Origin of the sequence: Amycolatopsis sp. NBRC 101858 (assembly GCF_030269325.1) — a bacterium.
In the GTDB taxonomy this organism is placed as follows: domain Bacteria; phylum Actinomycetota; class Actinomycetes; order Mycobacteriales; family Pseudonocardiaceae; genus Amycolatopsis; species Amycolatopsis ponsaeliensis.
The window spans coordinates 2088602-2107380 of the sequence record NZ_BSTD01000002.1; the positions used below are offsets into that span (position 1 = coordinate 2088602).

Annotated in this window: 21 protein-coding genes; 14 read left to right on the forward strand and 7 right to left on the reverse strand. The window is 70.7% G+C overall.

All coding sequences use genetic code 11. The features are described 5' to 3' along the window. Nucleotides 1-13 precede the first annotated feature (13 nt). Both QSK39_RS22715 and QSK39_RS22720 read right to left on the reverse strand, forming a co-directional pair. Nucleotides 14-397, reverse strand: coding sequence for an STAS domain-containing protein (locus QSK39_RS22715; RefSeq protein ID WP_285479784.1), 384 nt, complete (start codon nucleotides 395-397; stop codon nucleotides 14-16). Between the two features lie 121 nt (nucleotides 398-518). Next, nucleotides 519-1199 carry a TetR/AcrR family transcriptional regulator gene (locus QSK39_RS22720; protein ID WP_285479785.1) on the reverse strand — a complete coding sequence of 227 codons (681 nt, stop codon included), beginning with the start codon at nucleotides 1197-1199 and terminating at the stop codon, nucleotides 519-521. Nucleotides 1200-1317: 118 nt separating this feature from the next. Here QSK39_RS22720 and QSK39_RS22725 point away from each other — a divergent pair, with 118 nt between their 5' ends. From QSK39_RS22725 to QSK39_RS22750, 6 genes are all read left to right on the forward strand, one after another. Beyond that, nucleotides 1318-1524, forward strand: a complete 207-nt coding sequence (locus QSK39_RS22725) for a 4-oxalocrotonate tautomerase family protein (protein ID WP_285479786.1) — start codon at nucleotides 1318-1320, stop codon at nucleotides 1522-1524. A 91-nt stretch (nucleotides 1525-1615) separates the two neighbouring features. Further along, on the forward strand, nucleotides 1616-2131 hold the full coding sequence (gene msrA / locus QSK39_RS22730; RefSeq protein WP_285479787.1) for a peptide-methionine (S)-S-oxide reductase MsrA: 516 nt from the start codon (nucleotides 1616-1618) through the stop codon (nucleotides 2129-2131). Nucleotides 2132-2450: 319 nt separating this feature from the next. Next, nucleotides 2451-4724, forward strand: coding sequence for a M4 family metallopeptidase (locus QSK39_RS22735; protein WP_285479788.1), 2274 nt, complete (start codon nucleotides 2451-2453; stop codon nucleotides 4722-4724). A 94-nt stretch (nucleotides 4725-4818) separates the two neighbouring features. After that, a complete protein-coding gene (locus QSK39_RS22740) occupies nucleotides 4819-5328 on the forward strand; it encodes an OsmC family protein (protein ID WP_285479789.1) in 510 nt (169 codons plus the stop codon). A gap of 79 nt (nucleotides 5329-5407) precedes the next feature. Then, nucleotides 5408-6376 (forward strand): ATP-binding cassette domain-containing protein, encoded by a 969-nt coding sequence (locus tag QSK39_RS22745; protein WP_285479790.1) that lies wholly within the window; start codon nucleotides 5408-5410, stop codon nucleotides 6374-6376. Further along, nucleotides 6373-7176 (forward strand): ABC transporter permease, encoded by an 804-nt coding sequence (locus tag QSK39_RS22750; protein ID WP_284742582.1) that lies wholly within the window; start codon nucleotides 6373-6375, stop codon nucleotides 7174-7176. Before QSK39_RS22745 ends, QSK39_RS22750 begins: the two co-directional genes overlap by 4 nt. A 7-nt stretch (nucleotides 7177-7183) precedes the next feature. Here the strand turns inward: QSK39_RS22750 and QSK39_RS22755 are convergent, their stop codons facing one another. Genes QSK39_RS22755 through QSK39_RS22765 form a run of 3 tightly spaced genes read right to left on the reverse strand, consistent with a single transcriptional unit; the run spans nucleotide 7184 to nucleotide 9349 of the window. Next, complete coding sequence (locus QSK39_RS22755) at nucleotides 7184-8338, reverse strand: pentapeptide repeat-containing protein (RefSeq protein ID WP_285479791.1); 1155 nt, start codon at nucleotides 8336-8338, stop codon at nucleotides 7184-7186. Between the two features lie 40 nt (nucleotides 8339-8378). Continuing rightward, a complete protein-coding gene (locus QSK39_RS22760; RefSeq protein WP_285479792.1) occupies nucleotides 8379-8804 on the reverse strand; it encodes a nitroreductase/quinone reductase family protein in 426 nt (141 codons plus the stop codon). 2 nt (nucleotides 8805-8806) lie between these two features. Continuing rightward, a complete protein-coding gene (locus QSK39_RS22765) occupies nucleotides 8807-9349 on the reverse strand; it encodes a DUF6069 family protein (RefSeq protein ID WP_285479793.1) in 543 nt (180 codons plus the stop codon). Nucleotides 9350-9456: 107 nt separating this feature from the next. Between QSK39_RS22765 and QSK39_RS22770 the strand changes: the two genes are divergently transcribed. The 6 genes from QSK39_RS22770 to QSK39_RS22795 all read left to right on the forward strand — a co-directional run bounded on the left by QSK39_RS22770 (nucleotide 9457) and on the right by QSK39_RS22795 (nucleotide 14660). Continuing rightward, nucleotides 9457-10416 (forward strand): SDR family NAD(P)-dependent oxidoreductase, encoded by a 960-nt coding sequence (locus QSK39_RS22770; protein WP_285479794.1) that lies wholly within the window; start codon nucleotides 9457-9459, stop codon nucleotides 10414-10416. Nucleotides 10417-10496: 80 nt separating this feature from the next. Continuing rightward, entirely contained in the window at nucleotides 10497-12113 is a 1617-nt protein-coding gene (locus QSK39_RS22775; protein ID WP_285479795.1) for a serine/threonine-protein kinase, read from the forward strand. A gap of 233 nt (nucleotides 12114-12346) precedes the next feature. Then, entirely contained in the window at nucleotides 12347-12658 is a 312-nt protein-coding gene (locus QSK39_RS22780; protein WP_285479796.1) for a hypothetical protein, read from the forward strand. Nucleotides 12659-12800: 142 nt separating this feature from the next. After that, a complete protein-coding gene (locus tag QSK39_RS22785; protein WP_285479797.1) occupies nucleotides 12801-13931 on the forward strand; it encodes a C1 family peptidase in 1131 nt (376 codons plus the stop codon). A 10-nt stretch (nucleotides 13932-13941) separates the two neighbouring features. Then, nucleotides 13942-14355: a hypothetical protein gene (locus tag QSK39_RS22790; protein WP_285479798.1), complete on the forward strand. Its 414-nt coding sequence runs from the start codon at nucleotides 13942-13944 to the stop codon at nucleotides 14353-14355. Beyond that, a complete protein-coding gene (locus QSK39_RS22795; RefSeq protein ID WP_285479799.1) occupies nucleotides 14352-14660 on the forward strand; it encodes a protease inhibitor I42 family protein in 309 nt (102 codons plus the stop codon). Before QSK39_RS22790 ends, QSK39_RS22795 begins: the two co-directional genes overlap by 4 nt. Here QSK39_RS22795 and QSK39_RS22800 read toward each other — a convergent pair. After that, nucleotides 14657-14980, reverse strand: coding sequence for an STAS domain-containing protein (locus QSK39_RS22800; protein WP_285479800.1), 324 nt, complete (start codon nucleotides 14978-14980; stop codon nucleotides 14657-14659). The genes QSK39_RS22795 and QSK39_RS22800 overlap by 4 nt on opposite strands. Before the next feature lie 120 nt (nucleotides 14981-15100). On the opposite strand from QSK39_RS22800, the gene QSK39_RS22805 reads away from it, so the two are divergent. Both QSK39_RS22805 and QSK39_RS22810 read left to right on the forward strand, forming a co-directional pair. Beyond that, complete coding sequence (locus QSK39_RS22805; RefSeq protein WP_285479801.1) at nucleotides 15101-16579, forward strand: aldehyde dehydrogenase; 1479 nt, start codon at nucleotides 15101-15103, stop codon at nucleotides 16577-16579. Nucleotides 16580-16706: 127 nt separating this feature from the next. Beyond that, entirely contained in the window at nucleotides 16707-17912 is a 1206-nt protein-coding gene (locus tag QSK39_RS22810; protein WP_285479802.1) for a glycosyltransferase, read from the forward strand. Nucleotides 17913-17918: 6 nt separating this feature from the next. Here the strand turns inward: QSK39_RS22810 and QSK39_RS22815 are convergent, their stop codons facing one another. Next, nucleotides 17919-18779 carry an SDR family oxidoreductase gene (locus QSK39_RS22815; protein ID WP_285479803.1) on the reverse strand — a complete coding sequence of 287 codons (861 nt, stop codon included), beginning with the start codon at nucleotides 18777-18779 and terminating at the stop codon, nucleotides 17919-17921.

The following is an 18779-nucleotide window of genomic DNA, read 5'->3' on the forward strand; positions in this document are numbered from 1 at the left end:
TCCCGTCGTCCGGTCAGCCCGGGAGCCAGCGCATCTCCACCGGCTGGCACGCGGCGATCGCCGTCAGCCGGTTCGGGAACACCCGCACCTGGCCGGCGAGCCTCGTCAGCCGCACCACCCGGTCGGGCACGCTCCCCGGGACGACGATCAGGCAGCCGGTTATCCCGCGGTCCCGGTAGCCCTCCACCGCCGCGAGCAGTCCCCGGGCGCCGTGCGCCGACAGGAACTCCAGCGCCGTCAGGTCGAGCACCAGCAGGTGCGGTTCCGGCAGCTCGCAGAGGGCGGCTTCGATCAGCGTCGTCCACCGCAACACGGTGTCGATGTCCAGCTCGCCCCGGAGCTCGACGACCAGTGCGCCGCTGATCCGCTCCGCGACGGCTTCTTCCCGCTCGCGCATCGCGCGCCTCCCCGGAGCCGGATCGGGGCCGGCCCCAGGCCATCGTCCCACTTCCGCCCGGCCGCGGCCGGGCGGAAACCGGGGGCACGAGCGGACGGCCCAACCGGCGCGGCCGTCCGGCTCAGTGTCCACTGTGGATACTCAGCCGGGCCAGCCACTCCCGCAGCAACGTCACCTCGGCCGCCGTCAGGTCGCCCGCCGCCTCCGGCAGCCTCGCGGCGAGCGTCGTCGCCGTCGCCGCGAGGTCGCCCGGCTCCTCCGGCGCTTCGGCGAGCACGCCGGACAGCACGCTTTCCCGCACCCGGACGGAAAACCCGGGATCCGGGTAGAGCTCCGGCCGGGTGATCAGCGACAGCGCGACGCCGGCGTTGGCCGCCATGACCATCTGTGCGGCGAGCGGCGGCGGCAGCTTCAGCCGCCCCGCGGCCGCGCACCGCTCGAGGACCGCGAGCAGCAGGCTGTGCGCCTCGGCGGCCGCCCCCGGCGGCGTCGAGAGGCCCGAATACATCAGGCGGTAGTAGTTGGGGTTGCCGAGCGCGAACGCGACGTGGTTGTCCCAGCCGTCGCGCAGGTCGCACACCGGGTCGCCGGACGGTTCCGCGGCCCGCTTGCCGGCGAGGTACTTCTCGAACCCGCGATCGACGACGGCGGCGAGCAGGCCCTCCTTGTCGCCGAACTGCCGGTACAGCGCCGGAGCGCCGACGCCGGCGGCTTCGCAGACCGCCCGCGTGGAGAAGTCGGCCTCGGCCGAGTGCGCCAGCAGGTCGGCCGCCGCCTCCAGGATCCGCGTTCGCACGTCCACGAGACCGGACGCTACCAGCGGATATCATCGATATCAAGTCAGAGGTAGCGTCGGTTCGCCACCTGTGTTAGCGTCGCTTACGCAAGCACGACAACATCGATAACAAAGGACGCCCACCATGCCGTTCGCCAACTTCAAGGTCCCCGCCGGCACCCTCACCCCGGAGCAGAAGGAGCAGCTCGTCACCCGCACCACCGACCTGTACGCCGAGATCTACGGCGACCGCGCCCGCGCGACCACGATGGTGCTGGTCGAGGAGGTCGCCGACGGCGGCTGGGGCATCGGCGGCGACGTGCTCACCCTCGCGAAGCTCCAGGCCGGCTGACGTCAGGCTTCCGTAATCCTCTCGTGGAATCATGGGTACCCCGCCGAAGTTGTACAGGTGGCAGCACCACACGAGGAGAAGGAGTGACGCCGTGAGCACGTCAACCGAAAGGGCCGTCCTGGCCGGCGGCTGCTTCTGGGGAATGCAGGAGCTGTTCCGCCGTCAGCCCGGGGTGATCTCGACCCGGGTCGGTTACAGCGGCGGCGACGTCCCGAACGCCACCTACCGCAACCACGGCACGCACGCCGAGGCCATCGAGGTGGTCTACGACCCCGCGCAGACCACGTTCCGCGACCTGCTCGAGTTCTTCTTCCAGGTGCACGACCCGACCACGAAGAACCGCCAGGGCAACGACATCGGCCTGAGCTACCGTTCGGCGATCTTCTTCGAAAACGACGAGCAGAAGCGCGTCGCCGAAGACACGATCGCCGACGTGGACGCGTCCGGGCTGTGGCCGGGCAAGGTCGTCACCGAAGTCAGCCCCGTCGGCGACTTCTGGGAGGCCGAGCCGGAGCACCAGGACTACCTGCAGCGCATTCCGAACGGGTACACCTGCCACTTCGTGCGCCCGGGCTGGAAGCTCCCGAAGCGCGAGAAGACCGCCTGACACAGTCGTATCACTTAAGGCCCCTTCGCCGGCTCCCGGCGAAGGGGCCTTCGTCGTTTCAGCGGCGGGGAAGATCACCCGAACGGCGGTGAGCCGCTTCCCGTCCTGAGTGGACGGTCAGCCGATCGAATCCCAATAGCGGGAAATGTCCTTTTTGGGAGTTATTGCGTCCGGTAGATAAGACCGTACGTTAGTCGCTTGTTCACGAGGCTCCGGCACCGGATTCTGATTTCCGTTACACAGCAGCACCTCTCGTCCCCTTGATCCGGCCCGGTCGCGAACCCGGGTCTGGTTCACCCTGCCCGGAGGAGATCCCTCGATGGAACTGAGACGTCCAGTCGTCTTGGCAGCAACCGGCGTGCTCGTCGGCGCGCTCTGCATCACCGGTACCGCACAGGCGCAACCCACCCCGAACGCCGCCCCGAGCGCCCTGGCCCAGGCCACCACCGCGGCCGCCGGTCTCGTGGCGAGCAGGCCCGCCGCGCTGCACGCCAGTGCGGACGACGTTTTCCAGGCCCAGAAAGCGATTTCCTCGACCAACGGCCTCCAGTACATCCCCTACGAGCGCAGCTACAAGGGCCTGCCCGTGGTCGGCGGCGACTTCGTCGTGGCGACCAACTCGACGGGCCAGGTGCTCGGCACCTCCGTCGCACAGGACCAGACCATCAACCTCGCCACGACCACCGCGAAGGTGACCGGGGCCGCGGCCGAGGCGACCGCGCGGCAGCAGCTGTCCGCCGTGGACAGCGTGAGCCCCGCCCAGCAGGTCGTGTACGCGCTCGGCTCGCCGACGCTGGCCTGGAAGAGCACCGTCGTCGGCCGGGACGCCGAAGGCCCGAGCCGGCTCGACGTCATCGTCGACGCCGCCACCGGCAAGGTGCTCAAGACGCAGGAGCACGTGCTGAACGGTGACGGCACCAGCGCGTGGAACGGCCCGAACCCGGTGCACCTCGACACCACGCACTCGGGCAGCACGTACTCGCTGAAGGACCCGTCGATCACCAACACGTCCTGCCAGGACGCGGCCAACAACACCACCTTCAGCGGGCCGGACGACCTCTGGGGCAACGGCACCGCCAGCAACCGCGAAACCGGCTGCGTCGACGCGCTGTTCGCCGCCCAGACCGAGAACAAGATGCTCTCGCAGTGGCTGGGCCGCAACGGCTTCGACGGCAGCGGCGGCGGCTGGCCGATCCGCGTCGGCCTGAACGACCAGAACGCCTACTACGACGGCACCCAGGTCCAGATCGGCAAGAACACCGCCGGTGGCTGGATCGGCTCGATCGACGTCGTCGCGCACGAGCACGGCCACGGCATCGACGACCACACCCCGGGTGGCATCTCCGGTGCGGGCACGCAGGAGTTCGTCGCGGACGTCTTCGGCGCCTCGACCGAGTGGTTCGCGAACGAGCCCGCTCCCTACGACCAGCCGGACTTCCTCGTCGGCGAGCAGGTGAACCTCGTCGGTTCCGGCCCGATCCGCAACATGTACAACCCGTCGGCGCTGGGCGACAAGAACTGCTACGACAGCTCGGTCCCCAACGGTGAGGTGCACGCGGCCGCCGGCCCCGGCAACCACTGGTTCTACCTGCTGGCCGAAGGCACCAACCCGACCAACGGGCAGCCGACCAGCTCCACCTGCAACAGCTCCACGGTCACCGGCCTCGGTGTCCAGACCGCGGTGAAGATCTTCTACAACGCGATGCTGCTCAAGACCACCAGCAGCTCGTACCTGAAGTACCGCACCTGGACGCTGACCGCGGCGAAGAACCTGTTCCCGGGCAGCTGCACCGAATTCAACACCGTCAAGGCGGCGTGGGACGCGATCTCGGTCCCGGCCCAGTCGGCCGACCCGACCTGCTCGGCGACCGGCACGGTCACCGTGTCCAACCCGGGCAACCAGTCGACCGTCACCGGCACCGCGGTGAACCTGCCGCTGTCGGCTTCGGGCGGCACCTCGCCGTACTCCTGGAGCGCCACCGGCCTCCCGGCCGGCCTGTCGATCAACGCCTCCACCGGCACGATCTCGGGCACCGCGACCACCGCGGGCACCTCGAGCGTCACCGTGACGGCGAAGGACGCGGCCAACAAGACCGGCACGGCGTCGTTCAGCTGGACCGTCGGCACCACCACCGGCTGCTCCGGCCAGAAGATCGTCAACGGCGGGTACGAGTCGGGCGCCGCGAACTGGACCGGCACCACCGGTGCCATCGGCCAGTGGGCGTCCTCGGGTGAAGCCGCGCACGGCGGCACCTACTCCGCCTACCTCGACGGCTACGGCTCCACGCACACGGAGTCGGTCGCGCAGTCGGTGAGCATCCCGGCGGGCTGCCACGCCAGCCTGACGTTCTACCTGCACATCGACACGGCGGAGACGACTTCGACGACCGCCTACGACAAGCTGACCGTCACCAACGGCAGCGCCACCCTCGGCACCTACTCCAACCTGAACAAGGCCACCGGGTACGCCCTCCGGACGATCGACGTTTCGTCGGCCGCCGGCGGCACCCTCGCGCTGAAGTTCACCGGCACCGAGGACAGCTCGCTGCAGACGTCGTTCGTGATCGACGACGTCGCGGTGACGCTGAGCTGAAACCGCTGAATCCGCACTGAAAAGGCGGGGAATCCGGGAATTCCGGGTTCCCCGCCTTTTCGCTTTCCGCCGTCCGCGGGGGCAGAATCGGCCCATGGACACCGAAGAGCTGCGCGCGACCCAGGCCCCGCTGAAGGACAAGTACCGCGAGACGCCGGAAAGCGCGCTCGTCACGTTGCACGCCGACGCCGAGCTCGACGGCCTAGGGATTTCCTGCAAGGTCGAGACCGGCCGGGCCGTCGTGGAAGCCGGGCTGCACCCGGCGACCGGCGGCGACGGCACCCTCGCCTGCTCCGGCGACATGCTGCTGGAAGCGCTCGTCGCGTGCGCCGGGGTGACGCTGCGGGCGGTGGCGACGTCGCTGGGTCTGGAGGTGCGCGGCGGGCGCGTGCGCGCCGAAGGCGACCTCGACTTCCGCGGCACCCTCGCCGTCGCGAAGGACGCCCCGGTGGGCTTCCGCGCGATCCGGCTGTCGTTCGACCTGGACACCGACGCTTCCGAAGACGAACTGGCGACGCTCAAGAAGCTGACCGAGCGCTACTGCGTCGTGTTCCAGTCGCTGCGCACTCCCCCGGAGTTCGCCGTCACGCTTTCGGCGAACTGAGTCGTCTCAGGGAGAAACCCGGAGGACAAAGCGGACGCCCGTGGCCTAGCTTGACGGGGTCACCGAGAGGGGAACCGCCATGCCCGAACCGGACTGTGCCGTCCAGGTGCGCGGACTCGTCAAGACCTACGGGTCGACCCGCGCGCTCGACGGCGTCGACCTCGACATCCCGGCCGGGCGGGTGCTCGGCCTGCTCGGCCCGAACGGCGCCGGGAAGACGACCACGGTCCGCATCCTGACGACGCTGCTGCGGCCGGACTCGGGGTCGGCGCACGTGGCCGGGTACGACGTCCTGACCCAGCCCGACGACGTGCGGCAGCGGATCGGGCTGTCCGGCCAGTACGCGGCCGTCGACGAGAACCTGACCGGGTTCGAAAACCTCTACATGGTCGGGCGGCTGTACGGCAGGCGGAAGTCCGCGGCCCGGTCACGCGCCCGGGAGCTGCTGGCGCGGTTCGCGCTCGAGGAAGCCGCGGACCGGCCGGCGAAGGGCTATTCGGGCGGCATGCGCCGGCGGCTCGACCTGGCCGGCGCGCTGGTCGCCGAGCCGACCGTCGTGGTCCTCGACGAGCCGACCACCGGCCTGGACCCGGGCGGGCGCCTCGACACGTGGGGCGTCATCAAGGAACTGGTCGCGGACGGCACGACCGTCCTGCTGACCACCCAGTACCTCGAAGAGGCCGACCAGCTCGCCGACTCGATCGTGGTGATCGACCACGGCCGGGTGATCGCGCGCGGCACGGCCGACGAGCTCAAGGCCCAGATCGGCGGCGAACGGCTGGAGCTGGTCGTCGCCTCGGCCGCGGACCTGCCGGCGACGCTGGCGGTGCTGCGCGAGGTGGGGACGGGCGAGCCGGCCGGCGACGACCACACGCGGCGCGCGGAGATCCTCGTCGACACCGGGCCGAAGGCGCTCATCGAGGCCCTGCGGCGGCTCGACGGGCAGGGCATCGCCGTCCAGGACGTCGGCCTGCACCGGCCGACGCTCGACGACGTGTTCCTGTCCCTGACCGGCCACGGCGCCGAGGCCAAGGAGGCCGCGAAGTGAACGCGATCGCGAAGGGCATCTCGGACGGCGGCATCATCACGTGGCGCAACCTGATGAACGTCCGCCGCAACCCCGACTGGCTGATGGCGGCGACGCTGCAGCCGATCATGTTCGTGCTGTTGTTCGCCTACGTCTTCGGCAACGCGATCGGCGGCGAGTCGGGCGGCGCGGCCTACCGCGAGTTCCTGATCGCGGGGATCTTCGCCCAGACGGTGGCGTTCAACTCGGCGTTCACGGTGATCGGGTTCGCGAACGACCTGCAGAAGGGCATCATCGACCGGTTCCGGTCCCTGCCGATGTCCCGCATCGCGGTGGTCCTCGGCCGGACGACGTCCGACCTGGTGGTCAGCGTGGTGGCGCTGGTCGTGATGTCGGCGTGCGGGCTGATCGTGGGCTGGCGGATCCGCGGCAGCTTCTGGGACGCGCTCCTGGGGTACCTGGTGATGCTGATGTTCGCGTGGGCCCTGTCGTGGGTGGGCGCGCTGATCGGCCTGGCGGCCCGCAGCGTCGAGGTGGCGCAGAGCCTGGGGCTGGTCTGGATGTTCCCGCTGAGCTTCATCTCCTCGGCGTTCGTCCCGACGCAGACGCTGCCGGCGTTCCTCAAGGCGATCGCGGACTGGAACCCGTTCACGGCGGTGATCAACGCGACGAGAGACCTGTTCGGCAACCGGTTCGGCCCGGCGCCGACGGGCTGGCCGGCGGAGAACGCGGCGCTGTACGCGATCCTGTGCTGCGTGGGGATCATCGCGGTGTTCGCCCCCCTGGCGACGGCGAAGTACCGCCGGGTGGCGAGCAAGTAGAATCTGCCTAGTACACCCCGCCGTCACCGAACTCGCCAGGTCGCCACCAGGCATTCTTGACGCCGACGTCCGACACGTAGGAAAAGGACGTCTCTTGGTTGTGCTGAGCAGAGCCGAGTTCCGCATTGGTGAAGTCCGACATGCTCAGATTGGTGCCGTTGAAGTTGACACCATCGAGGCGCGCGTTCTCGAAATCGACCGAATACACGTCCGCACGCTCCAGGTTCGCGCTCTGCAGGTATGAGCAGGCAAGCTCTGTTCTCCAGAGTTTCGCACCAGACAGGTCGGCCTTCACCAGACTGACCCCTTCGAGATCCGCATTTGTGAGATCCACACCATCCAGCTTCAGACCGGAGAGATCCGCACCGGTGAGCCGCACGCCCTTCAAATCGACGACAGCACCGCGATCTTGGGCACGGTTCCTTCGACCGAGCACCTTAAGGGCTTCCAGCACGTCGTCGCTCGGCGATTCCCACCGGAAAGGCGGTGGACACGAGCCGCGCTCTCTTAGTTGCGAGGATCCATCATTCTTCGACAGGCGACCCCGGATAAAGGATGACAGCTGCGCTACAATGGCCGACTGATCACGAGGTGAATCAGTCGCCACTCTTTCCAGCGTACGAATGCCACCCAACCGCAGCTGCATGTTGTCATCACCCTTAGCGTTGATCTGACCCAAGGCCGAATCCAACCGAGCGACGACTTGCCTATCCTGGTCAATCTTGACCTGCTCGCGCGAATTCGATGCCAGCTGGGAGCTGGGCAAATTCGCGAAAGCTGCAGAGAGCGCGGAGACTAAGGCAGCCGCTACCGCCAGCCGATTCGAGTGAGAGGCGGACTCCCCGGACGAACTCTGACGGGGAGTCGAAGTATCCAGGACTTCGGTGACGAGCACTCCGCCCCGTCCCGACATAGTCAGCCACTCGAAACTCTTCGGTTTCGCCGAAGAAGCGGAGGCCGACCGGGAAGCCCGGAATATCGTCCACCCTGCCGCACCGACGATCACCGCCAGTGGCGCCCACCACCATGTCGCAAGCCAGCCGACCGTGGCGGTCCAGCCAGGCCACCAGAACCGCCACGTTCCAACGATGACGACACCCACCGCCGAGGCGCCCAAGATCACGCCGACCAGGCGAAACTTCCATTGTCTCCGATCGCTCACGACCCGAGTATCCCACTCCGAGCCGAGGCGCCATCCACCGTCAGTCCTCTTCGGACAGCTCCACGATCGGGATCACCCGCTTGGCCTCCCTGGCTTTCGCCTGGTGGTCGGCCAGGAACGGGTACAGCTTCTCCAACTCCGCCCAAGTCCGCACGTAGTCGGCCCCCAGCAGCGGCAGCGCTTCCCCGTCGAATTCGTGGCCGTCCACCTCCACCTTCACCCGGGAGTCGGCGATCAGGTTCAGGTACCAGCCCGGGTGCTTCGGCGCCCCGATGTTGGACGCCACCACCAGCAGCCGGGCGCCGTCGCGGTGGTACATCATCGGCACCGTTCTCGGTTTCCCGGAGTTCCGGCCCCTCGTCGTGAGGAGCACCAGCCGCTCGCGGTGCATGCCCTCGACCTCGCCGCCCGCGCGGAACTGCTCGATCACGCGCCGGTTCGTCGCCTGGACGTCGATGGTGTCCATGGTCACTGGTCGTAGTAGCGGGTCGTCGGCGGCGGCTGCTGTTGCGGATACTGGCGCGTCGGCGGCGCGGGTTGCTGCTGGCTGCGGCGCCGGTGCAGCGTGCGGGCGCTCGCCGCCATGCTGTTGACCACGGCGGCGATCACGAGCCCGATGACGAGGTTGATCGCGGCCGTGGCGATCTTCGCGCTCGGTGCGACGGTCAGCGTCAGCGGCAGGACCACCGCGATCAGCGTCACCAGCACCATGATCCAGCCGAAGAACTGCGACGGCGCGGGCGTGGCGACGCTGAGCAGGTGCATCAGCCCGGTGGCGAGCAGGGCCACCGCGGCGGCGACCAGCGCGTACGTCGTGGTGCTCGCGTTGCCCCAGACGCCTTCGCCTTTTGGGGCCAGCACTTCGACCTCGAAGACGCCGCGCGCGATCAGCAACCCGACCACCGCGAGCAGGGCCGCGATCACCGCCGTCGCCACGCCACCCGCCCACAGCCTGCGCGCGTCGATCCCCGGGCGGACGTCCTGGGGCTGGTTCCCGTAGTAGTCGGCCATCAGAGCCTTCCTAGGTCGGCGGCGCCTCTCGGCGTCGATTGTCCCCTCTTTCGGCTCCGCCCGCGCGACTTGCGCTGGAGCGCACTCCAGCTCGTACCGTCGAAGCCATGAGCACCGCACAGCACAAGATCGGATCGGGCTTCGGCGCCGGCACCACGGCCGCCGAAGCAGTCGCGGGCGTCGACCTCACCGGCAAGCTCGCCGTCGTCACCGGCGGGTACTCCGGGATCGGCCTCGAAACCACCCGCGCGCTCACCGGCGCCGGCGCGCACGTCGTCGTCCCGGCCCGCCGTCGCGCCACCGCCGAAGAGGCCCTCGCGGGGGTCGACGACGTCGAGGTCGACGAGCTGGACCTGGGCGACCTCGACAGCGTCCGCGCGTTCGCCGAGCGCTTCCTGGCCTCCGGACGGCGGATCGACCTCCTCATCGCCAACGCGGGCGTGATGGCGTGTCCCGAGACGCGCGTCGGCCCGGGCTGGGAAGCCCAGTTCGCCACCAACCACCTCGGTCACTTCGCGCTGGTCAACCGGCTGTGGCCGGCCGTCGCCGACGGCGCCCGCGTCGTCTCGCTGTCCTCGCGCGGCCACCACAACTCGCCCATCCGCTGGGACGACGTCCAGTTCGAGCGCGGCTACGACAAGTGGGCGGCCTACGGGCAGGCGAAGACGGCCAACGTGCTCTTCGCCGTCCGGCTCGACGAGCTGGCCGCCTCCCGGGGCGTCCACGCGTTCGCGCTGCACCCGGGCGGCATCATGACGCCGCTGCAGCGGCACCTGCCGAAGGAGGAGATGATCGAGCGCGGCTGGATCGACGAGGCCGGCACCTTCCTGGTGCAGTTCAAGACGCCCGAGCAGGGCGCGGCGACCACGGTCTGGGCCGCGACGTCGCCGCAGCTGGCCGGGCTCGGCGGGCTGTACCTCGAGGACTGCGACGTCGCCGAACTGTCCCCTCCGGACGCCGAGGGCATGACCGAGTCGGGTGTCCGCCGGTACGCCGTGGACCGCGAAGAGGCCCGTCGACTGTGGACGCTGTCGGCGGAGCTGACCGGCGTGGACGCTTTCGCGTGATCTTTTGACGTTTGCCGCTCACGCGATCGGGGTACATCGCGGCCGTGGCCGACGACGGCGGGAGAACGGGGAACGCGCCGATGAGCGACGCGGACGACGTCACGTGTGCTCGTTTCGACCTCGGCGAGTTCGCCGTCACTCCGCGCCCGCTCGACGAGCGTCCGCCGGAGCTGCTGGCCGGGCGCTACGAGGTCGGCAGGCTGATCGGCAGCGGCGGCTCGGCGCGCGTGTACCGCGCCTACGACCTGCGGCTCGAGCGGGAGGTCGCGGTCAAGGTCTACGACCGGGACGTGGTCGCGCTGGACCAGCGCCGCCGGTTGCGCGAGATGAGCATCCAGGCCGGCATCACCCACCCGGGCGTGGTGGCGCTGCTCGACAGCGGCACCGACCACGGCCGGACGTACCTGGTGATGCAGCTGGTCGAGGGCGAGAACCTGGCGGAGCGGCTGCTGGGCGGCCCGATGCCGACGGACCGGGTGACGGCGCTGGCCGACGGTCTCGCCGAGGCGCTGGCCCACGTCCACGCGCGGCGGATCGTCCACCGGGATCTCAAGCCCGCCAACGTGTTCCTGTCCGCGCACGGCCCGCTGATCGGCGACTTCGGCATCGCCCACGCCCTCGACACGACGCACATCACCGGCACGGGCGTGGTCCCGGGCACGGCGGCGTACCTGGCACCGGAGCAGGTCAGCGGCGAGCCGGCAGGCCCACCGGCGGACGTGTACGCGCTCGGGCTGATCTTGCTGGAGTGCGTGACGGGCCACCGCGAGTACGCGGGCACGATGATCGAGGCGGCCATGGCCCGGTTGACCCGCCCGCCCCGGATCCCGGAGGGGCTGCCGCCCTCGCTGGCGCACACGATCCGCCGGATGACCCGGCGAGAGCCATCCGACCGCCCGACGGCGGACGAGGTGCGCCGGCTGCTGCACGCCCCGCCACCGACGTTGCCATGGGCCACCGGAGGCCGGTTCGCCGCGGCGGGGATGCTGCGAAGGTGGCACCGCGCGACTCCGGCGGGCCGCGGCTTGCTGGGCGCGACGGGCCGGCGCCGGGCCGCGGAGGCCGACGGCGGGCAGGTCGGTGGGGCGATCGCCGGGGACTCCGGCCAGTTCGACGCCCCGGCGAGCGGACCCGGCGCGGCCGGCGACCACCAGCCGACCGACTCCACGCCAGGCCACCCGGACCCGCGCGCACACACCTCGACCGACCGAGGCCCGTTCGATGCCCCGGCGAGCGGCCCCTTCGATCCCACCCTGGCCGACACCGGGATCCCCCACCAAGCCACCACCCCCAGCGGCCCACGCAAGATCCTCGCCGCCGTAGGCCTGTCAGCAGCCAGCCTCCCCGCTCAGCGTCGCCGGTTCACCGCCGCCGCCGGGCTTACCGCCGCCGCCGTTGCCGCCGTCTCCGCCATGGTGCTCTCCTCGCACGCACCCGAGACCCGCACTCCCGCCCAGCCGCCGGCGCCCAGTTCCTCCGCTCCCACCCCAGAGCCGCTCGCCGGGTCCGGGACGCCGGATCCGGCGGGCCCCGCCGTCACCGAATCCGCCGATCTCGAACCCGCCGCCGTCACCCGGCCGGCCCAGTCCGCGCCGAAGACCACGAAGCCCGGCAAACCACCGAAGACCGAGCCGCACGGCAACGGCAACGGCAACGGCATCAACAAGGGCAAAGGCAAGGGCCCGGGCCACGACTAGGACCACCGGCCGGGCCGATCCGGGCCCAACGGCCCTAGCGCCCGAAACCCATTCCCCATAAAACGTAAGTCGTCTCGAATTGTTTCCCCGAATTCGGACTCGAAGCAATAACGACCGGTAACCGGAACCCGCCCCGTGCCGACTCACACCACGTGTCCGCACCGGGTTTCCGCCCCGGGCACCACCGCCGGGAATCCCCGCCCGGCCGGTTCGACGACTTTCCGGAGGTCTTGATGAGTGTCCACGCTGCCCTCGTGCGGCCGGTTTTCGGAACACCGCGCGGGCGGCACGCCAAGCCCCGCGCCACGTGGCCGCGCGTTGCCGTCAGGACGCTCTTCCTCTTGTGCGCGGTGATCTCCACCGGCGCCGTCGTCGGTGCCGGCTGGCCGCCGGTGCTGCTCGTCGTGCCCGCCACCGCGCTCGTGCTGCTCGTCGCCGGCGTCGTGAAACTGCGGACCGCGGCCCGGAAGATCGACACCATCTTCGCCGAAGAACTGTCCCGGGAAACACCTGCCGAAAACGGCGTGAGCGTCGAGATTTCCTGACTTACAGATCATTTCCGCACCGCCACAAAACTGCTCCTCGGCAAAGGGATGACACCCCTGGTGACCGCACCCGGCCCGGCGTAAAACAGGTCGGGCACGGCCACCGCAACGCCCGCGAGGCGTTCCAGATTGGGGAGTCAGCATGGCCGATCCCACCACCCCCGCGCCGCCGGTCGAGCTCGACCGGGTCCGCACCGAACTGGCCGCACAGGGCCATCCGTGGGTCATGGGCGAGAACTCCATGACCATTCTCGAAGAAGACCAGCGCCGGCACCGCCTGGGTGTGCCGCTGCCGCCGGAGAACGAACGGCGTGAGCTGGAAACGCAGGCGAAGTCCCTCACCGCCGGGGAGGCCGCCCGCGCCGGCGCGGTTTCCGGGGCCGGTGCCCCCGCGCAGTTCGACAGCCGCAACGCCGGCGGCGCCAACTACGTCACGGCCGTCAAGGACCAGGGCGACTGCGGTTCCTGCGTCTCGTTCGGCACGGTCGCCGCGATGGAGACCGTCGCCGCCTACACCCGCGGGCAGCCGGGCCTGAAGCTCGACCTGTCCGAGGCGCACCTGTTCTACACCCACGGCGCGAACGACGGCGCGACCTGCGACACCGGTTGGATGCCCGACCGGGCCCTGAAGGCCTGCCACGACGTCGGCATCACCTACGAGGACTACTTCCCGTACAGCCCGCGCAACCGCTCCGGCGCCAAGCTGAACGCCGACTGGCCGAACCGGCTCGCGACCACGCCGTCCTACACCGCGCTGACCGGCAACCCGGCGGCGATGAAGGAGAAGCTCGCCGCCTGCGGTGCGCTCATCGCGTGCTTCCTCGTGTACCAGGACTTCTTCTCCTACCAGACGGGCGTGTACCGCCACGTCACCGGCGCGCTGGCCGGTGGCCACTGCGTCACGCTCGTGGGCTACGACGACGCCCAGGGCTGCTGGATCGCGAAGAACAGCTGGAACACCAGCTGGGGCGACGGCGGCTTCTTCCGGATCGCCTACGGCGAGTGCGGCATCGAGACCTGGCAGGTCGAGCAGGTCGGCGCGGTGAACCTGCGCTCGTGGAGCGGCTCGACGTCGGTGCTGGGCTTGTGGAGCAACGACCAGGACCGCAACACCTGGGCGTACCTGAAGGACCTGGGCTGGCTCCACCTCGCCGCCGACGACGAGGTGATCAACAAAGCCATGCTCACCGAGCTCGTCGCCGCGAAGCAGGGTGGCCGTCCGGTCAACGCGTTCACCAGCAACGGCACGATCATCGAGACCTACGTCTTCTAGGAGCCGCGAGATGACCGCATCGACAAGCCCGTCCGCCGCTCCGACGGCCGTGGTACCCACCGCCAGCCCCGACACCGCACCGCAGCCCCTCACCCCGGACCAGCTGCACGCCACGACGACGTCGCTCACCGTCGAGCCGGGCGCCGAGCCGGTGCTGAGCCCGCCGGGTGCGCCGCAGACCGTCGCCGCGGCCACGACCGCCGCGGCCTGGCAGTCGAACAAGAAGGTGCTCGCGCTCTGGACGAACAACGCCGACCGCAACGGGTACGCCTACGTCGACGGAGTCGGCTGGAAGCGCCTCGCGACGAACAGCGACAGCGTGCACGAGGCGCTGCTGGCCCTCGCGTCGTCGGGCCGGCTGGCCGGTTCGATCACCTATCCCGAGGCCGCCGACGGGCTGGTCCACGAGATCTACCTCTGGTGAAGGTCCTCACGCTCGAAGCCGACGGCGCGGCGGCGGACGTCGCGCCCGGCGAGCGGCTGGAGCTGCGGTTGCCCGAGAACGCGGGCACCGGCTACCAGTGGGTGCTGGACGGTCCGGAGCCGCCGCTGCGGGTGGTCGAGGAGACTCTCCACCCGGCAGCGGACCGGGCCGGCGGCACCGGCGAGCACCGGTTCGTCCTGCACGCGGACGGGCCGGGCGAGACGACGCTGGTGGCGCGCCACGCCCGCCCGTGGGAACCGGAGACCGAGCTGCACAGTTTCCGGCTGACGGTCCGGGTGCGCTAGCCCGCGTCCTGCCAGGGTTCGAAGCTGCGCAGCAGCAGCCTGACCTGAGCCGGGTCCCGGACCTCAGCCTCGACGCCGCCCGGCATCGCGATGATCAGGTGGGTGTCCCGGGCCGCGCAGCCGGCCGCCGTCGCGGCCAGGACCGCCGCCCCGCCGCCGTCGACGGCCGTGGCCATGGTCAGGTCCACCACCAGCCGGCGGGCTCCGGCGGCGTAGGCGTCTTCGACCGCCTGGTGGTACGCGGCGGCCAGCCCGCCGTCGAAGAGACCGTCGACGGACAGGATGACCTCGTCTTCGAAGAGAACGCTGCGAAGTGTCATCGAGACCTCCTGCCAACCGGGTTTTTCCCACCGGTGCGGGTTCTTCGTCAAAGGTTACGTCAGGCACCCGCGCGGGTGCAGGCTGAGAGCGTCACGGCTCGACGTCGAGGAGGACGGACCATGGGCGACCCTCTCCCCCGGTTTTCTCTTTTGATCAACGGAAAAGCGGTCGGCGCTCGCTCCGGCCGGACGTTCGGCTCCCCGAACCCCTACACCGGCGAACCGTGGGCGGTCGTGCCGGACGGCAGTCCGGAAGACGTCGACGACGCCGTCGCGGCGGCCCGTGCGGCGCTCGAGGGCGAGTGGGCCGCCACCACGGGCTTCGCGCGCGCCGCCCTGCTGCGCCGACTCGGCGACCTCATCGGCGAGCACGCCGAGCGGCTCGCCCGGCTGGAAGTGAACGACTCCGGCAAGCTCTACCGCGAGATGATCGGCCAGCTCACCGGGCTGGGCGGCTGGTACCACTACTTCGCGGGCCTCGCCGACAAGATCGAGGGCCGCCAGATCCCGGCGCCGAACCCGGACTACCTCGTCTACACCCGCCGCGAGCCGGCCGGCGTCGTCGCGGCCATCACGCCGTGGAACTCGCCGCTGCTGCTGCTCACCTGGAAGCTCGCGCCCGCGCTGGCCGCCGGGTGCACGGTCGTGGTGAAGCCGTCCGAGCACTCGCCCGTTTCGACGCTCGGCCTGGCCGAGCTGGTCACCGAGGCCGGGTTCCCGCCCGGCGTCGTCAACGTCGTCACCGGGCTCTCCCGCGAGACGGGCGCCGCGCTCGCCGGGCACCCGGGCGTCGACAAGGTCGCGTTCACCGGGTCGACCGCCACCGGCCGCGCGGTCGCCGTGGCCGCCGCGCAGAACCTGAACAAGGTGACGCTGGAGCTGGGCGGCAAGTCGCCGCAGGTGGTGTTCCCCGACGCCGACCTCGCCGCGGCGGCCAACGGCGTCGTCGCCGGCGTGTTCGCCGCGACCGGCCAGACGTGCATGGCCGGGTCGCGGCTGATCGTGCACGCCGACGTCCACGACGAGCTGGTCCGCCTGGTCGCCGAGCGCGCCGCGGCGATCCGGCTCGGCGACCCGAACGAGCCGGACACCGAGATGGGACCGGTCGCGAACGCGCCGCAGTACGAGAAGGTGCTGCACTACCTGGAGACGGCGAAGGCCGAAGGCGCGACGGTCGTCTGCGGGGGCGAAGCGGACCCGGCGCTGGGCGGGCTGTTCGTGCGCCCGACCGTGCTGACCGGGGTGACGCCGGAGTCGACGGTCGTGCGCGAGGAGGTCTTCGGCCCGGTGCTGGCCGCGCTGACGTTCACCGACGAGGCCGCGGCGATCCGCCTGGCCAACGACACGCCGTACGGCCTGGCCGGTGCGGTGTGGACGAAGGACGTGCACCGCGCCCACCGCGTCGCCGCGAAGCTCAAGGCCGGGACGGTGTGGATCAACGCGTACCGGGTGGTGGCGCCGTCGGTGCCGTTCGGCGGGGTGAAGAACTCCGGGCTGGGGCGGGAAAACGGGGTGCACGCGCTGGACGAGTACCTGGTGGACAAGGCCGTCTGGGTCGAGCTGACCGGCGGAACGCGGGATCCGTTCACACTGGGGTGAAGACGCGCCGGACCGGCGAAGGATTTCCTCTCCCCACTTAAAGGTATAGCCGACCCCGGGGCTTGCGGCAAGACCCCGGTGCGGGTCCACAATCCGGGCTCACCTTTTTCGGCGAGGGGATTCCTTCATGCGTGTGCTGCTGTCCACGATCGGGTCGCGGGGCGAAGTGCAGCCGGTGCTGGCGCTGGCCTCGGAACTGAGCGCTCTCGGGCAGGACGTCCGCCTGTGCGTGCCGCCCGATTTCCGGGACTGGCTCGAAGAACTGGGCTTCGACGTCGTGCCGATCGGTCCCGAGCTGCGCGGGACGGCGTCGGCGCACCGGACCGAGCCGACACCCGACCAGATCCGGAAGTCCACCGAGGACACCGTCACGACCCAGTTCGAGACGATCGCCGTCGCCGCCGAGGGGTGTGACGTCCTGGTCGCCTGCGGTGCGCTGCAGTTCGCCACCCGCTCGGTCGCGCAGCGGTCGGGCGCCGCCTACGTCTACGCGAGCTTCTGCCCCATCACCCTGCCGTCCGATCGGCACGCGCCGCCGCCGATGCCGTGGCGGACGCCCGGAAAGGCGGGAAACCGCGCCCTTTGGGACGAAGACGCGCGGCGCTGGAACGTCTTTTTCGGCGGAAAGGTCAACGAATACCGGGCGGCGGCCGGGCAGGCTCCGGTCGATGATCTGCCGAGTCACGTCTTCAGCGACCGGCCGTGGCTCGCGGCCGACGCCGCGCTGGCGCCGTGGCCGGAGCCGGGCGACCCGCGGATCGTCCAGACGGGAGCCTGGATCTGGCCGGACGAGCGGCCCCTGCCGGACGAGCTGAGCGAGTTCCTCGACGCCGACGAGCCGCCGGTGTACTTCGGGTTCGGCAGCATGCGCGCGCCGGGCGAGGTCGCCGTGGCCGCGCTCGCGGCGGCGCGGGCGCACGGCCGCCGGGCGATCGTCGCCCGCGGCTGGGCGGACCTCGTCGCCGACGACGCGCCGGACTGCCTCGGCATCGGCGAGGTCAACCAGCAGGCCCTGTTCAAGCGGGTCGCGGCCGTCGTCCACCACGGCGGCGCGGGCACGACGACCACGGCGGCCCGCGCGGGCGCCCCGCAGGTGGTCGTGCCGCAGATGTACGACCAGCACTACTTCGCCGGCCGGGTCCGCGACCTGGGCCTGGGCGCGGCGACCGAGCCGGGCGTGCCGACGGCGGAAGGACTGACTTCGGCGCTCGAAGTCGCACTGCGCCCTGAAGTGGCGACGCGGGCGCGGGAGTTCTCGGGCCGGGTGCGCGCGGACGGCGCAAGCGTCGCCGCGCGTCACCTGCTGGCGACGGTGCCGCTCGCGTCCGCCTGAACCGGGCTACGGCAGGTACGGCCGGAGCGTCGCCGCGGTCACCCGGTCGAGGAGCCGGTCGGGCAGGACGCGCGTGAGGCGAGTCAGGAAGGCGGCGTCGCGGCCGATCGTGTAGCGCGTGCGCGGCCGCCGGGCGGTGGCGGCCTTGGCGACGATCGAGCCGGCCGCGTCCGCGGGCATGCCGGCCCGCGTGAACCGCTGCGAGTGGGCGACGACGGCCTTGACGAGCCCGCCGTAGCGCTGCTGGTGTTCGGGGGTCATCTGTTCGGCGAGGCCGGTGGCGGTGGCGGCGCCGCGGTCGCCCATCTCGGTGCGGACGGCGCCGGGCTCGACGACCACGACCTGCACGCCGTGCGGGGCGAGTTCGCGGCGGAGCGAGTCGCTGACCGCTTCGAGCGCGAACTTCGTCCCCGCATACGGCCCGTACGTGGCCATCGCGACCTTCCCGCCGACCGAGCTGATGTTCACGATCCGGCCGCGGCTGCGGTGGAGGAACGGCAGCAGCGCCTGCGTGACGGCGATGTGCCCGAACAGGTTGACGTCGAACAGCCGCCGCCACTCGGCCAAGGGCAGCGCTTCGACGGGGGCGTTGACCGAGATGCCCGCGTTGTTGACGAGGGCACGCAGCGGGCGGCGGTCCGGATCGGCGGCGATGCGGCCGGCCAGGGCCTCGACGTGCTCGGGTCGCGTGATGTCGAGGAGCACTGGCTCGACGCCGTCGGCGCGGATCGCGTCGCCGTCGGCTTCGCGGCGGACGCCGGCGAGGACGTGGTAGCCGCGCGCGGCGAGTTCGCGGGCCGTGGCGGCCCCGAGGCCGGTCGAGGCGCCGGTGACGACCATGATCCCGGTTTGATCTGACACTGTCAC